The 15,745-nt window shown below is 64.8% G+C and carries 12 protein-coding genes; 7 read left to right on the top strand and 5 right to left on the bottom strand.

The features are described 5' to 3' along the window. Positions 1–73: 73 nt before the first annotated feature. From JMY24_RS01795 to JMY24_RS01780, 4 genes are read left to right on the top strand one after another with little or no spacing between them, the layout of a single operon-like run. Complete coding sequence (locus tag JMY24_RS01795) at positions 74–559, top strand: NAD(P)H-dependent oxidoreductase subunit E (protein ID WP_128595646.1); 486 nt, start codon at positions 74–76, stop codon at positions 557–559. Further along, a complete protein-coding gene (locus JMY24_RS01790) occupies positions 556–2,121 on the top strand; it encodes a formate dehydrogenase beta subunit (RefSeq protein ID WP_128595647.1) in 1,566 nt (521 codons plus the stop codon). Before JMY24_RS01795 ends, JMY24_RS01790 begins: the two co-directional genes overlap by 4 nt. A gap of 15 nt (positions 2,122–2,136) precedes the next feature. Beyond that, positions 2,137–5,088 carry a formate dehydrogenase subunit alpha gene (gene fdhF, locus JMY24_RS01785; RefSeq protein ID WP_201701334.1) on the top strand — a complete coding sequence of 984 codons (2,952 nt, stop codon included), beginning with the start codon at positions 2,137–2,139 and terminating at the stop codon, positions 5,086–5,088. Positions 5,089–5,096: 8 nt separating this feature from the next. Next, positions 5,097–5,348 (top strand): formate dehydrogenase subunit delta, encoded by a 252-nt coding sequence (locus JMY24_RS01780; RefSeq protein ID WP_128595648.1) that lies wholly within the window; start codon positions 5,097–5,099, stop codon positions 5,346–5,348. 71 nt (positions 5,349–5,419) lie between these two features. Here the strand turns inward: JMY24_RS01780 and JMY24_RS01775 are convergent, their stop codons facing one another. From JMY24_RS01775 to JMY24_RS01765, 3 genes are all read right to left on the bottom strand, one after another. Then, complete coding sequence (locus JMY24_RS01775; RefSeq protein WP_201701333.1) at positions 5,420–7,144, bottom strand: FAD-dependent monooxygenase; 1,725 nt, start codon at positions 7,142–7,144, stop codon at positions 5,420–5,422. Between the two features lie 187 nt (positions 7,145–7,331). Next, entirely contained in the window at positions 7,332–8,621 is a 1,290-nt protein-coding gene (locus JMY24_RS01770; RefSeq protein WP_413231222.1) for a cation diffusion facilitator family transporter, read from the bottom strand. Positions 8,622–8,809: 188 nt separating this feature from the next. Beyond that, positions 8,810–9,178, bottom strand: coding sequence for an ArsR/SmtB family transcription factor (locus tag JMY24_RS01765; RefSeq protein ID WP_193425151.1), 369 nt, complete (start codon positions 9,176–9,178; stop codon positions 8,810–8,812). A 124-nt stretch (positions 9,179–9,302) separates the two neighbouring features. On the opposite strand from JMY24_RS01765, the gene JMY24_RS01760 reads away from it, so the two are divergent. Continuing rightward, complete coding sequence (locus tag JMY24_RS01760; RefSeq protein WP_128595651.1) at positions 9,303–11,150, top strand: tetratricopeptide repeat protein; 1,848 nt, start codon at positions 9,303–9,305, stop codon at positions 11,148–11,150. A gap of 107 nt (positions 11,151–11,257) precedes the next feature. On the opposite strand, the gene tcuC is transcribed toward JMY24_RS01760, so the two are convergent. Then, positions 11,258–12,559 carry an MFS transporter gene (gene tcuC, locus JMY24_RS01755; RefSeq protein WP_128591158.1) on the bottom strand — a complete coding sequence of 434 codons (1,302 nt, stop codon included), beginning with the start codon at positions 12,557–12,559 and terminating at the stop codon, positions 11,258–11,260. A 296-nt stretch (positions 12,560–12,855) separates the two neighbouring features. Between tcuC and JMY24_RS01750 the strand changes: the two genes are divergently transcribed. Together JMY24_RS01750 and JMY24_RS01745 are read left to right on the top strand one after the other, a co-directional pair. Then, positions 12,856–13,389, top strand: a complete 534-nt coding sequence (locus JMY24_RS01750) for a GNAT family N-acetyltransferase (RefSeq protein WP_128595652.1) — start codon at positions 12,856–12,858, stop codon at positions 13,387–13,389. 274 nt (positions 13,390–13,663) lie between these two features. Then, a complete protein-coding gene (locus JMY24_RS01745; protein ID WP_201701332.1) occupies positions 13,664–14,896 on the top strand; it encodes a hypothetical protein in 1,233 nt (410 codons plus the stop codon). Positions 14,897–14,964: 68 nt separating this feature from the next. Here JMY24_RS01745 and JMY24_RS01740 read toward each other — a convergent pair whose 3' ends face one another. Further along, the gene (locus JMY24_RS01740; protein WP_128595653.1) at positions 14,965–15,744 is read right to left on the bottom strand and encodes a DUF2968 domain-containing protein; all 780 of its coding nucleotides are present in this window, start codon (positions 15,742–15,744) and stop codon (positions 14,965–14,967) included. Between the last annotated feature and the right edge of the window lies 1 nt (position 15,745).

The following is a 15,745-nucleotide window of genomic DNA, read 5'->3' as shown; positions in this document are numbered from 1 at the left end:
TATCGAATAAACGAAGCATAAGTGCACACATTATGAATAACAAGTGCATATATGACTTTGGAGGAGCCCCCACTTGGACGATCTCATCGCCTTCGCGCCGGAACAGCTCGTAGAGCGTCACGCGCAGCCCGGCATGTCGCTGATAGCGGTGCTGCACGCGATTCAGGACGAACTCGGGTACGTACCGCCCGCCACGGTCCCATCGCTCGCTCGCGTGATGAACCTGTCGCGCGCGGAAGTGCACGGCGTCATCACCTACTACCACCATTTCCGCACCCGGCCGGCGGCGCCCGTCACGGTGCAACTGTGCCGCGCGGAAGCCTGCCGCAGCATGGGCACCGAGGCGCTTGCGCAGCACATTGAGTCGCATACGGGCTGCCGCTTCGATGCCGCGCATGAAACCGGCGACGCGGTGGAACTCGAGTCGGTGTACTGCCTTGGCCAATGCGCGCTGTCGCCGGCGATGATGGTGAACGGCACGCTGCATGCCAAGGTTACGCCGCAAAAATTCGACGCGATTTTCGCGGCCGCCAGCAAATGCGTGGAGGTGACGGCATGACGCGCATCTATGTTCCCCGCGATTCGTCGGCGCTCGCACTCGGCGCCGATGCGCTGGCCGACGCGATCAAAGCCGAGGCCGCACGCCGCGGCATCGCGATAGAGTTGATCCGCAACGGCTCGCGCGGCTTGCTGTGGCTCGAACCGCTCGTCGAAGTGCAAACGGCCGAAGGCCGCGTCGGGTATGCGAACGTCGAGGAAAGTGACGTAGGCGCGCTCTTCGACGCAGGCTTCATCGACGGTGGCGAGCACGCTCGCCGTGTCGGCGTGGTCGACGAGATTCCGTATCTGAAGAAGCAACAGCGCCTGACGTTCGCGCGCATCGGCATCACCGACCCGCTTTCCACCGACGACTACATCGCGCACGGCGGTCTCGAAGGCTTGCGCCAGGCCTTGCAAACCGACGGCGACGCCGCATGCGAAGCGCTGATCGAATCGGGCTTGCGCGGACGCGGCGGCGCGGCGTTTCCCGCCGGCATCAAATGGCGCACCGTGCGCGCGGCGAAAGCCGCGCAGAAGTACATCGTCTGCAATGCGGACGAAGGCGACTCCGGCACGTTCTCCGATCGCCTCGTGATGGAAAGCGACCCCTATGTGCTGATCGAAGGCATGATCATCGCGGGCGTCGTGACCGGCGCGACGGCCGGCTATATCTACGTGCGCAGCGAATATCCGCATTCGATCGCGACGCTCGAAGCCGCAATCGCAAAGGCGCGCGCCGCCGGCTGGCTCGGCGACAGCGTGCTCGGCTCCGCGCATCGCTTCGAGCTGTTCGTCGCGAAGGGCGCCGGCTCGTACGTGTGCGGCGAAGAAACCGCGCTGCTCGAATCGCTCGAAGGCAAGCGCGGCATCGTCCGCGCGAAGCCGCCGGTGCCTGCGCTGGTCGGCCTGTACGGCCAGCCGACGGTGATCAACAACGTCATCACGCTGGCTACGGTGCCGATCATCTTCGCGCGCGGCGCGGCGTTCTACAAAGACTTCGGCATGGGCCGTTCGCGCGGCACGCTGCCGTTCCAGTTGGCAGGCAACGTCAAGCAAGGCGGCCTCGTGGAACTTGCATTCGGCGTGACACTGCGTGAACTGATCCACGACTACGGCGGAGGCACGGCAAGCGGCCGGCCCGCGCGCGCCGTGCAAGTAGGCGGCCCGCTCGGCACCTATCTGCCGGAAAGTCAGTGGGACATCCCGATGGATTACGAAGCGTATGCGGCGGTCGGCGCCGTGGTCGGTCACGGCGGTCTCGTCGTACACGACGACACGTCGAATCTGGCCGAACTCGCTCAATACGCGATGCACTTCTGCGCGCTCGAATCGTGCGGCAAGTGCACGCCGTGCCGCATCGGTTCCACACGCGGCGTCGAAGTGATCGCACGGATCCGTAACGGCGACACGTCCACTCGGCAAGTGCAGTTGCTGCGCGATCTTTGCGACACGATGGTGTCCGGCTCACTGTGTGCGATGGGCGGCATGACACCCTACCCCGTGCTGTCCGCACTCGACCATTTTCCTGAAGACTTCGGTCTCGCCGACGCTCGCGCCGACGCACCGAAAGCCGCGGCCTGAACGAGGAGCCCAACCATGTCAGACATGCTCAATACTCCTGCTGGCGGCTGCGGCTCCGGCAACTGCGCGTGCAAATCACAAGCGCAAGCACAATCGCGCGCCCCGCGCTCGTACTTCGACGACACGGATTACGGCACGCCCGAGCGTCACTCCGACGTCGACGTGACGCTGGAAATCGACGGCCAGGCGATAACGGTGCCGGCCGGCACATCGGTAATGCGCGCCGCTATCGAAGCCGGCGTGAATGTGCCGAAGCTCTGCGCGACTGATTCACTCGAACCGTTCGGCTCGTGCCGCTTGTGTCTCGTCGAGATCGAAGGCAAGCGCGGCTATCCGGCCTCGTGCACGACGCCGGTCGAAGCCGGCATGAAGGTGCGCACGCAAAGCGATCGTTTGCAATCGCTGCGCCGCAACGTGATGGAACTGTATATCTCCGATCACCCGCTCGATTGCCTGACCTGCCCCGCGAACGGCGACTGCGAGCTGCAGGACATGGCGGGCGTCACCGGACTGCGCGAAGTGCGCTACGGTATCGACGGCGCGAACCACCTGCAAGACAAGAAGGACGAATCGAATCCGTACTTCACGTACGATCCGGCGAAATGCATCGTCTGCAATCGCTGCGTGCGCGCATGCGAAGAAACCCAGGGTACGTTCGCGCTGACCATCGCGGGGCGCGGCTTCGAATCGCGCGTGGCAGCCAGCGAAAACCAGCCGTTCATGGAGTCCGAGTGCGTGTCGTGCGGCGCGTGCGTCTCCGCGTGCCCGACCGCGACGCTGCAGGAAAAGACCGTGGTCATGCTCGGCCAGGCCGAACATTCGGTCGTCACCACGTGCGCGTATTGCGGCGTCGGCTGCTCGTTCAAGGCCGAGATGAAGGGCAACCAGGTCGTACGCATGGTGCCGTTCAAGAACGGTCAGGCGAATGAAGGCCACGCATGCGTGAAGGGCCGCTTTGCATGGGGCTATGCGACGCACAAGGACCGCATTACCAAGCCGATGATCCGCGCGAAGATCACCGACCCGTGGCGCGAAGTGAGCTGGGAAGAAGCGATCAATTACGCAGCTTCCGAATTCCGCCGCATCCAGGCGAAGCACGGGCGCGATTCGATCGGCGGCATTACGTCGTCGCGTTGTACGAACGAAGAAACGTATCTGGTGCAGAAGCTCGTGCGCGCCGCGTTCGGCAACAACAACGTTGACACCTGCGCACGCGTCTGCCATTCGCCGACCGGCTATGGCCTGAAGACGACGCTCGGCGAATCGGCGGGCACGCAGACGTTCGCCTCGGTCGATAAGGCCGACGTGATCATGGTGATCGGCGCGAATCCGACCGACGGCCATCCGGTGTTCGGCTCGCGTCTGAAGCGCCGCGTGCGCGAAGGCGCGAAGCTGATCGTCGTCGATCCGCGTCGCATCGACATCGTCGATACGCCGCACGTGAGGGCGTCGCATCATCTGCAATTGCGCCCGGGCACCAATGTAGCGATAGTCAACGCGCTCGCTCACGTCATCGTGACCGAAGGGTTGCTGAACGAAGCGTTCATCGCGGAGCGCTGCGAGGGACGCGCGTTCGAGCAATGGCGCGATTTCGTCGCGCTGCCGGAAAATGCGCCGGAAGCAACGGAAGCTATGACCGGCGTGCCGGCCAAAGAAGTGCGCGAAGCCGCGCGCATCTATGCGACGGGCGGCAATGCCGCGATCTACTACGGTCTCGGCGTCACCGAACACGCGCAGGGCTCGACGATGGTGATGGGCATTGCGAACCTCGCGATGGCCACCGGCAACATCGGCCGTGAAGGCGTCGGCGTCAATCCGCTGCGCGGCCAGAATAACGTGCAGGGTTCGTGCGACATGGGCTCGTTCCCGCACGAACTGCCGGGCTATCGGCACATCAGCGATACGATCGTGCGCTCGCAGTTCGAGGACGCGTGGAATGTCACGCTGCAAACCGAGCCGGGTTTGCGCATTCCGAACATGTTCGAAGCAGCACTCGACGGCAGCTTCATGGGCCTGTATTGCCAGGGCGAAGACATCGTACAGTCGGACCCGAACACGCACCATGTGGCCGCCGCGTTGTCGTCGATGGAATGCATCGTCGTACAGGATATTTTCCTGAACGAGACCGCGAAGTATGCGCATGTGCTGCTGCCCGGCTCGACCTTCCTCGAAAAGGACGGCACCTTCACGAATGCGGAGCGCCGCATCTCGCGGGTGCGCAAGGTCATGCCGCCGGTGCCGGGCTACGCCGACTGGGAAGTCACGCTGCTGCTCTCGCGCGCACTCGGCTATGAAATGGACTACGCGCATCCGTCCGAGATCATGGACGAAATCGCGCGTCTCACGCCGACCTTCCACGGTGTGTCGTACAAAAAGATCGACGAACTCGGCAGTATCCAGTGGCCTTGCAACGAAGAGGCGCCCGATGGCACGCCGACCATGCACATCAATACGTTCGTGCGCGGCAAGGGCAAGTTCGTGATTACGAAGTTCATCGCGTCGCCGGAAAAAGTCACGCGCAAATTTCCGCTGCTGCTCACCACCGGGCGCATCCTGTCGCAGTACAACGTGGGCGCCCAAACGCGCCGTACGGAGAACTCGCGCTGGCACGACGAGGACCGCCTCGAACTGCATCCGCACGACGCGGAAGAACGCGGCATCGAGACAGGCGACTGGGTCGGCATCGAATCGCGCGCGGGACAGACGGTACTGCGTGCGAAGGTCACCGAGCGGATGCAGCCGGGCGTCGTCTATACGACGTTCCACTTCCCGGAGTCGGGCGCGAACGTGATCACGACCGATAGCTCGGACTGGGCGACCAACTGTCCGGAATACAAGGTGACCGCGGTGCAGGTGATGCCGGTCGAACAGCCGTCGCAATGGCAGAAAGAGTATTCGCGCTTCAACGCGGAGCAACTCGAACTGCTGAAGCAGCGCGAGCTGGCCAACTCGACCGCGGGTAAGTGAGGCGAGCCATGGACACACAGAATCTGATCGACATGGCAAACCGCATCGGCGACTTTTTCGATTCGATGCCGGATCGCGAAGAAGCGGTTACGGGCGTCGCCGACCATATCCGCCGTTTCTGGGAGCCGCGCATGCGGCGCGCGTTGCTCGCTTCGCTCGATGCGCCGGACGCGGGCGGCATCGCGATGTCGGCGATCGTCAGGGAAGCGCTCGTCAAACACCGCGAACGCCTGACGCCCGCGGAGCCTTCAATCGCCTGAAGCGGCATGTAACGGAACGGTTTGCGCCGGCCAGGCGGCGGCTCCAACTGCGAGCGCCGCCTGCCGCAGCTCTACACGGCCGTCTGCTCGGGTATCTGTCCGCCAACGGTGAACCACGCTTCGCAGTGCCGCAACAGGCCGTTCAGGTCCGAGCCGGTGCGCCCGCGCGCGCTGATGTAGCCGTCGGGCCGCAGCAGATAGAACGACGGCCGCGTTCGTCCGTACGACTCGGCTAGCGACGGGCCGCCGTCGCCGGTCGTATCCGTCACGCGCCAGATACGCACCGCGCCTGGCAACAATTTCTCCATGTCTGCTACGAGACGCTCGAACCCGGCGTCGCGAGGCGGCTCGTGCTTTGCATCGGGATCGAGCGGCTTTTCGTCGACGGGCAATGGCGGCACGAGCACAAACAGCGAAAAGAACGCGGGGTCGTGCAGATCGAAAATGCAGCCGATGCCGGGCGCGCGCCCGAGCGGACCGTCGACCACGTGCACCACCGCATCCGGCGCGCGCTCGCCCGCACGCGGGCCGCCGTCGAGCACGCGTTCGAGCGTGAGCGGACTGCGCCGGTACTGCACCGACAACTCGCTGATCGTGAGCCGCGCGGCGTCCCGCAGCGGACCGAGCGCGGCGAGAACCGGCATTACGCGTTCGCGCAGCAGCTTGAGCGGCCCATGATCCGCCTCGGCCATCTGCGTGATAAAGCCGGTTTGCCTCAGCACGTCGCGCTCAATGGGATGCCGCTCCAGATGGTAGGTGTCGAGCAGGCGATCGGGCGCCGCGCCCTTCAAAACGCGCGCGAGCTTCCAGCCGAGATTGAACGCTTCCTGGATGCCGGTGTTCATTCCCTGGGCGCCGGCCGGACTGTGCACGTGAGCGGCGTCGCCGGCAAGGAAGACGCGCCCCACGCGCAGCCGCTCGACCATCCGGCTATTCAGGTGAAAATACGAGGACCACGCAAGCTCCGAGACATCGACGCGTTCATGCACGCGCCTTGCGAGCAGCGCCTTGCATTCGTCGAGCGACGGCGCGGGCACGCGACTGAGCGGCGGTTCGCCGAGCACCACCGGCGACAGCGGCGCGGCTTCGGCGACCGGCTCGACTGCGTGATCCGCGATCAGCCGATGCCGGCCGTGACCCATTGGAAACAGCGCGACGAGCCCCTCGCCCGAAGCGAAGATGTGGAACTCGTCCTCGGCCCAATCCGTTTCGGCGTGCAGATCGGCTAGCAGGAACGTCTGCTCGAGTGTCTTGCCCTCGAAGCTCAGGCCGAGGCCATGGCGAATCATGCTGTGCGCGCCGTCCGCGGCGATCATGTACGACGGACGCAGAGTTTGCGTGTGACCGTCGGCGCGCCTCAGCGTCGCCTGAATGCCGGCCGAACCTTGCGTAAACATGGTGAGTTCGACGCCCCGCTCGACCGTGACGCCGAGCGTCGCCAGATGCTCGGTCAGCAGACGCTCGGTCACCGACTGATCGAGAAACAGCAGATACGGATAGCGCGTGTGCAGCGGGTCGAAGTCGAGTTGCGCGAGGCGCATGCCGTTCGAAAACAGATTGGCGACGCGGGCGCGATGTCCCAGTTCCAGAAACCGCTCGACGAGCCGATGCTGCTCCAGCAGTTCGAGTGTGCGCGCCTGAATGCCGATTGCCCGCGAATAAGGGTTTGGCTGCATCGCGCGGTCGATCAGACGCACCGGAATATGAGCGCGCGCGAGGCTCATGGCAGCGGCAAGCCCGGTCGGACCCGCTCCGACGATTAGAACCGGCGACGCATTATTTGCAGCAGCGTCCATGCGAAACTCCGCAGAGCACAGTGCGTTCTAGTGTACCCCCCGAGCCCCCGGGCTGAACGGCGCGGTGCATCAATTGCGAGGTGTATCGCGCACAGAGCCGGGCTTGGCGGAGGCCGGCTCTAAGGCGTTGCTGTGAGCGCGTGGTTGCGTCCGCCAATGCATCAGCGGGCTGTTGGGTCGGCAGGTGTCAGTGCGCTTTTGCCGGGTGATCCATCGCACAACGATGATCGGTCGTGCCGAGGTCGACTTGCAGCGTCGCGTGTTGCATCGAAAAGCGTTCGCGCAGCACGAGCACGATGCCGTCGAGCCGCTCGTCGCCAGGATGCCCGGCCGGCATCACGAGGTGCACGCTGAGCGCGTTGCCGGTGGTCGATAGTGCCCACACATGCAGATCGTGCACGCCCTCGACGCCGGGCTGATCCGCAAGATAGTCCTGGATGCTTTGCAGATCGACGCCTGACGGCACGGCATTGAGCGCGAGCCGCACCGAATCGCGCAGCAAACCCCAGGTCCCGTAAACGACGACCGCGACCACCAGCAGGCTCATTAGCGGATCAAGCCACGTCCAGTTGGTGTAGAGAATCACGAGGCCGCTTATGGCCACCGCAGCGGACACGCCGGCATCGGCTGCCATATGCAAAAAGGCGCCGCGGATGTTGAGGTCGTCCTTCTGGCCGCGCATGAAGAGCCACGCGGAAATCCCGTTGACGACCACGCCCACGGTCGCAACGACGAATACGGTGAGCCCTGCGACCGGCGCCGGATTCATCAGGCGGCCGATCGCCTCGGCGACGATCACGCCGCACGCGAACAGCAGGAGCGCCGCATTGGCCAGTGACGCGAGAATCGACGAGCTGCCGTAGCCGAACGTGTAGCGTCCGGAAGGACGGCGCGTCGTGAGCCAGGCGGCGCCCCAGGCGAGCAGCAGGCCGAGTACGTCGGACAGGTTATGGCCGGCGTCGGCGAGTAGAGCGGTCGAGTGCGCGAGCACGCCATACAGCGCCTGAATCACGACGATCGCGACGTTCAGCGCAACAGCCAACGCGAACGCGAAGCCGTGGCCCGCGACGGGCGCGTGATGGTGATGGTGGTGGCCTGCGTGACTGTGGTTGTGGGTGGGGTCGTGGTCGTGGTCGTGGCTGTGGTTGTGGCTGTGGTCGTGGGCGCGGTTGTCGCTGTGCTCGTGAGCGTCGCTGCCGCTGTGGCCGGAAGCATGGCTGTGATCGCCGCTGTCGCTGTGGCTGTGGCTGTCGCTGTCGCCGTGGCTGCGGCTATGGCCGCCGCCGTGGAGGTGGCCAGCGTGGCTATGGCCGCCATCGCGATCGTGGCCAGTGCAGCTGTGATCCACGTCATGGTGCTGACCTGCGTGGTCGTGGTCCAGGTTGTGGTCATGAAGCTGGGCTTGCCCATGGCCGCGGCCCTGGCTTTCGCGCTCGCCTTTCCCCCGCCCTTGGCTCACTCCGCCATCCAACTCCATGTCGCGACTGTCCCCACGGCCGCCCTGTTCAAGCTCACGAGCGGAACGCTCCCCCGCTTGACCCGCGCGATCACTGCCCTCATGAACATGCGCGCCGGCAAAGCGACTTTGCTCGTCCGCAAGGTCGTTGCTATCCGGCGCGTCGAGCCACACGGGCGCGTGTTCGTCTTCCCTTTCTTCGATTTTCTTCATGGCAGATCCAATGCGTCATCACGGGCGGGCTCGGCCACGTGTTCCAGCATGCCGGCCAGCATCGTGCTGATGTGGCGGTCGGCGGCGAGATAAAACACCTGCTTGCCCTGCCGCTGCGCCCGCACGATTCGCGCCGCCCGCAGCAGCCGCAAATGATGGCTCACGAGAGACGGCGACAGATTCAGTTCCTCGGCAATCGCACCCACCGCGCGGCGTTCGTCGACGCAAGCCAGGACGATGCGCAAGCGCGTCGGGTCGCCTAGCAGGCGAAACAGGTCGGCGAGCGGCGCGATCGTGTCCGCCGGGCGCGGTTCGAAACTCGTCGGCGATGGTGGCGATGGCGGCGAAGCCGTAGCGGGAATCATGGGCGGCACATATATGAACAGGTGTTCACATGTTAGCGAACCCGGCGCACCGGGTCAAACCGGGGTGCTGGTCGGCGAGTGTGGGAAAATGCGGCCTTTGCCTCACCCGACTACCATCCCCGTCATGCAACCTGTATTTGACCGCGCTTTCGCGGCGCATCGTGACGGCCGGCTCGACGACGCCGAACGCGGCTACCGCGCGACGCTCGACGGCAACCCCGTGCACGTCGACGCGCTGCACCTGCTGGGCGTGCTGCGCCACCAGCAGGGCCAGCACGCCGAAGCCGCCGAACTGGTGCGGCGCGCGGTAGACCTGCGCCCGCAAGACGCCGCGCTGCAACTGAACCTCGGCAACGCGCTGAAGGCGCTCGGCCAGATCGACGAAGCCATCGACCAGTTCCGCAACGCTCTTACGCTTGCGCCGTCGTTCCCAATGGCGCACTACAACCTCGGCAACGCGTACACCGCGGCAGGTCGTCACGAAGACGCCGCGGACGCTTTCCGCCGCTCGTTGCGCCTGCAGCCGGACGACGCCTCGTCGCATAACAATCTGGGCAATGCATTGCACGCGCTCGGGCGTCACGAGGACGCCATCGCCTCGTTCCGGCGCACGCTCGAGTTGCGCCCAGGCCACGCCGGGGCGCTCAACAACATGGGCATGTCGCTCAATGCGCTCGGCCGCGCCGACGAAGCGATCCCATGCTTTCAGGCCGCACTCGCCGCCGAGCCGCGCTTCGTCGCCGCGCATTTCAACCTCGCCAATACGTTCGACGCCACCGGCCGTCACGCGGAAGCCGTTGCCTCGTTCGAGGCGGCGCTCGCATTGCAGCCGAACCTGCCGCCCGTCATCTTCGGCATGGGCAACGCGCTGGCTGCGCTCGGGCGTCACGCTCAGGCCATACCGTATCTCGAACGCTCGGTCGGACTGGATCCGCAATTCGCGCTCGCGTGGCTGAGCCTTGGCACCGCGCACCAGGCGCTCGGCGCGCACGCCACCGCCGTGCGTGCATTCGATCAGGCGTTGCGCGTGCAGCCGGATCTCGCGTCCGCGCATATGAACCGCGCGCTCGCGTGGCTCGCGCTGGGCGACTTCGCGCGTGGACTGCCCGAATACGAATGGCGTCTGCAAACCGTCGCCGAGCCGGCCATCGAAACCTTGCCGCGCTGGCACGGCGAGCCGGTCCCACAGCGCACGCTGCTGATACACGCCGAACAGGGTTTCGGCGATACGCTGCAATTCGTGCGCTTCGTCCCGCTGGCCGCGCAGCGCGCGGCGCGTGTGCTGCTCGAAGTACAGCCGCAGTTGCTGCCGCTGCTCGAGCCGGCCGCGCAGGCGTGGCGTGTGACGCTCATCCCGAAAGGCGCATCGCGCCCCGCCGCCGATCTCCAATGTCCGTTGCTGAGCTTGCCGCTCGCGCTCGGCACGACGTTGGACACTATTCCGGAGCGCACGCCCTATCTGAGCGTGCCACCCGCTTACCGGCGAAAATGGCGCGGCTCGCTGGGCGGCCAGGCGAAGCGCAAGATCGGGCTTGCATGGTCGGGGCGCATCCATCAGAACGAAACGCGTTCCATGCCGCTCGCCGAGCTCGACCCGCTTTTCGCGATCGAAGGCATCGACTGGATCGTGTTGCAGCCCAACCTCAGCGCCGATGAATGCGCCGCGCTGGACGCGCATCCGCGAGCCGGGTCGATTCATCGGTTTGACAAGCGTATCGGCGACTTCGCGGATACGGCGGCGATCATCGAGCGGCTCGACGCGGTGGTGTCGATCGATACGTCGATCGCCCACCTCGCCGGCGCGTTGGGCAAACCGCTCTGGCTGATGCTGCCGTTCGCGCCCGATTGGCGCTGGTGTCCCGGTGACACGCGCAGCCCGTGGTACGCCAGCGCGACGCTGGTACGTCAGCCGCGGCCGGATGCATGGCACGAGGTCGTGCAGGCGGTCGCAAACGAATTGCGCCGAGGCTAGCTGCTCGGTTATGCCGGTGCTACGGCAACAAAAAACCCCGCGGTCTGCCGAGCGCGGGGTTTTTTTGTTGCACTGACCGCGCGAGCGGCGTCAGCACGCGCTGCCAGTCACGCGGCTTTGTATTGATCGCGCGATTCAGGCGTGCGGTACAACACCAGCGTCGCAATCAGCCCGCAGATCGCGGCCACGCCGAGGAAGAGACCCGGCGCCGCCTTGTTGCCCGTGGAATGAATCAGCAGCGTCGAGATGGCCGGCGTGAAACCGCCGATCGTCGTGGCAAGGCTGTATGCGAGTGAGAAGCCTGCCGTACGCACTTCGACCGGCATGACTTCGGTCAGCGCCACGACCATCGCGCCGTTATAGCTGCCGTACAGGAACGACAGCCACAACTCGACAGCGAGCAGGCGCGCGAACGACGGCTCGGCGACGAGCCATTGAAGCGCCGGATACGCGGTGACGATGGTGAGCGCGGTAAAAGCGAGCAGCACCGGACGACGGCCGATGCGGTCCGACAACGCACCCGCGAGCGGCAGCCAGATCAGGTTCGACAGACCGATGCAGACGGTGACGACAAGCGTATCGATCGACGACAGCTTCAGCACTTCCTTGCCGAAGGTCGGCGTGTAAGCCGTGATCATGTAGAAGGACACGGTGGTCATGATCACCATGCCCATGCCGCCCAGCACGGTGCCCCAGTTCGCGGCCATGGTCTTCATGATCTCGCCCATTCCCGGACGATGCTTGCGCGCCGAAAACTCCTCGGTTTCCTTCAACGAGCGGCGAATCATGAACAGAAACGGCACGATCAGGCAGCCGATCAGGAACGGCACGCGCCAGCCCCATGCGCTCATCTGGTCGGCGGGCAGCATCTTGTTGAGCATCACGCCGAGCAGCGCGGCGAACACCACGGCAACCTGCTGACTGCCTGACTGCCACGCGCAATAAAAGCCTTTGTGTCCCTTGGTGGCGATCTCCGACAGATACACCGACACGCCGCCCAATTCCACGCCTGCGGAAAAGCCTTGTAACAGGCGGCCCAGCAGCACGAGCACCGGCGCAAACAGGCCGATCGTCGCGTATCCGGGAATGGACGCCACGGTAAGTGTGCCGAGCGCCATCAGGCCCAAGGTGAGGATAAGGCCCTTGCGGCGGCCGTGATGGTCGATGTAGGCGCCGAGGACAATCGCGCCAAGCGGCCGCATCAGGAAGCCCGCGCCGAACACCGACAGCGAAAGCATCAGCGACGCAAACTCGCTGCCGCTCGGAAAATAGGTCTTGGCAATCGCGGACGCGTAGTAGCCGTAGACCATGAAGTCGTACATTTCAAGAAAGTTGCCGCTGACCACGCGGAACACGGTCTTGAATTTGGATTCTTGCGACGAGGAGATAGCGTGTGACGCTGTTGACATGACATTCTCTGATAGGCCCACGCCGCGCAAGCCGGCGGCGATCTGGCAGTTGAAACGATCCGCCCTCGGTGAGAACGCGGTAGGCCGCAAGGGAGAGCCGCGCCGGGGGCGCTGCATTCTGCAGCTGAATGCACCGACGCGGTATCAGGGTAAACGCTCGGGTCCGCCGGAAGCCGCGCCGCGTCATGTTACCGTTGATAGTGCTGTTGCGTATTTCCTACATTTTCATTACAACCGGCTGCACCGCTCGCGACCGCTAAAATTGCGACTCGCCATTCCCGTTGATGCCCCTCCCCATGCCAACCGCTTCTGCCCCTTCGCTGCGCCCCGCCACCATCGCCGACGCAGCGCTTATTGCGTCTATTCACAGCACGAGCTGGCGCGCCACGTATCGCGGTCTGTTGCCCGACGCTTTTCTGGACGGCGAAGTCACGCAGGAGCGCGCTGCCTATTGGGAAGCCCGCATGAGCACGCCCGGCGGCGAGCGTCGCATGGTGGCGATTGCGGAACTGGGCGGCGAGCCGATCGGCTTCGTATGCGTGGAGCGTCAGCCGGAATCCGCGTGGGGCGTGCTGCTGGATAACCTTCATGCACTGCCGGAGTTTCAGGGCATTGGCGTAGGCAAGCTGCTGATGCGCGCCGCCGAAGACTGGGCTCGCGCGCAGGGCGAGACGCAACTCTATCTGTACGCCCTGGAGGGCAATCTGCCGGCTATCGGTTTCTATGAACGCCAAGGCTGGCAGTATGTCGGCGCGGAACCGGATCACATGGGCGGCGTGGATATCACCGCGCTGCGCTATGTTTACCGGCTGGACAAGTCGGGCGCTTGATCTGCGTCCCGGCCGCTGCACTCCAGGACACATCTGCACCCACGTTGCGAAGCGTCTGAGCGTTGCAGCTTTCGTTCGGGCGCATCATGCCTTCTTCCCGACGATGGCTTTCCAGCTGAGGCGCTGACGCATTCATGGGCGCTCATACGCGCCCCTGCGCTTTTTGCGCCTGGATGCGCGTGAGGCGTTTTCCCGCGTACTGCTCCCCGGCCTTCGTCTCACCGACCCACGTGACGCCAGGCGGCGTCCGTCCTCGAGGCGCTGGAAGAGACCGATGTCCACCACACCTTTAACCATAGTTGACGGCGCGATGGCGTTGCCCCGCTCCCGCCCGTTCAATGATGTGCCGGCGCCCTTCGGCCGCGGGTGGGCATTGCTCGCGCCAAGCCACTGCCTGGATAATGAGCCGCATGGGCTTTATGGCGCGGTCCTCAAGACGTTCGACTTAAGCGACCAGCCTATTCGCTCGTTCTGTCGATGGGTGGCGCCGGACCATCGGGTTGCCGACGCAACCGCGGCGACGATCATGGGCTCGGCGACGGGCGCGAGGATGCCGCAAACAGCGGGCGAGCGTGAGGCGGAGACGTTGCAGCTTCAGCGCTGCTTGGCTTCGGCGGATTCCGCTTTGGCGGACGATCCGGCTGCAACTGAGGCTTCCGCTTTTCAGGAGGCCTTTGCGCCAGTAAAAGCGCATGTCGCCGGACCGATGCCCCGCGTGCTCCGCGTGCCCCTCGTGCCCCTCGTGCCGCGGTGGGCGCTGGCGGGCGGCGCCTGCGCGTTGAGCGGCGCCGCCCTGCTCGCATGGACGGCGTTCGGTCATGTCGACGTCCGTGGTCCGCGCAACGGCAACCCCACGAAGCGCGCTGATATCGCCGTCGCCGAGCGCGAGGCGCCGGCCGTGCAGAATCCGCAGCGCGATACCTTTGGTATGTCGAACAAGGTCGCCGAGACAACAAGCCTGAACCAGGCAAGCGCGGTATCTGCGCGGCAGCAGGCGCAAGCCGCGCCGGTGTCCGGCACTGCCCGGACCGTTGCTGTGGGCGGCTTAACGTTGCACCCGCCGATAATCGCGTCGATTGAACCGCACCGCTCAGCGGCCATCGTCCGCACACGCACGCCGCTTGCCGTGAGGAATAACGACGGTCACCGGACCATCTATGGACATTCCCCGAGGGCCTCGGCTCTGAACCATCGGCAGCATGCAGAGGACGGCGCGTCGACTATCGCAACGCCACCGCCTGTAACGCGAGGGGCCGTCAAACCGTCGGTCGCGGGCTCATACTCGCCGCCCGCGCCGACGCAGCCAGGCACCGGCGACTACACGTTTGTCGAGATGTCCGCGAGCACTCGCCAAGGCAGCGGGACGCGCCCGGCGCAGCAAACGCAGCAAACGCAGCAAACGCAGCCAGCATCATCCGCAAATCTGTCCGCGAGCGCCGGGCAGCATTGGAGTACCCGGCTGACACACCGGCGTGTGACGGAAGTCCCGGATCAATTCATCAGGTAGCCGCGCGAACAGCGGCATAAAAAAAGCCCGGCTACCAAAGCCGGGCTTCCTTCGTATTCCAAGCGCTTTTACTTCTGGCCTGGCAAGCCCATTTCGGTCTGCCGTTGCAACTGCATGACCTGACCTTGCACCTGCCGCAGTTGTGCCTGCGCCCGTTCCTTATCCTCGCGTAACGCGGCAGCTTCGTTTTGCGTTTGCCTCTGGTAGTCGTTGACCTTGGCCTGCTGGGTGCGGGCGACTTCCAGGTCGGCTTGCAGGCGCTTCGCACGGTCTTCGGACAACGCGATAATGTCCTCGATATACGCCTTCTGCGCCTGCAACTGCGTTCGGTGAATCTCCACCTCGGCCAGTTGCGCGGTTTGCTGCACGAAGCCCGCGTAGATCGCTTCAGCCCGGCCCGCGTCCGCCGACTTGATTACACGCCAGAAGTGCTTGTCCTGAAACAACGCGACGTAGTACGTCATCTCGCGCGGATAGAAGAAAAGGCTCGCGCCATAACTGCCGTTGTAAGTGGTGCGCAGTTCGTTGAGCTTCGTGTCCTGAATCATTTGCATCAACTCGGCCACGGTGCCTTGCGCTTCGCCAGCAGTGGGTGACTCGGACGACGAAGCTGACGGAGGTAACGAACCTAACGAAAGCGACGCAGGCGAGGGAGCGGACGACGCCGACGTCGCGTCGCGCAGCGCGGCGACGACAGGCTGTGGCGTGAGAGTATTCATGGCCGGCCGCGTGCCGACCATGGGTGCGGCTTCTTCGCCTTGCGCGGCCAGCACGAACCCGCCATGCTGCAACAGCGCACACGAAGTCGCGAGCAGCATGGCGTGCCGTACAAATAAGGGGTACTTCATA

The sequence above is a fragment of the Paraburkholderia kirstenboschensis genome, from assembly GCF_904848585.1.
In the GTDB taxonomy this organism is placed as follows: Bacteria; Pseudomonadota; Gammaproteobacteria; order Burkholderiales; family Burkholderiaceae; genus Paraburkholderia; species Paraburkholderia kirstenboschensis.
Note: the sequence above shows the minus strand (reverse complement) of the source record. Positions and strands in the feature narration are given on the sequence as shown.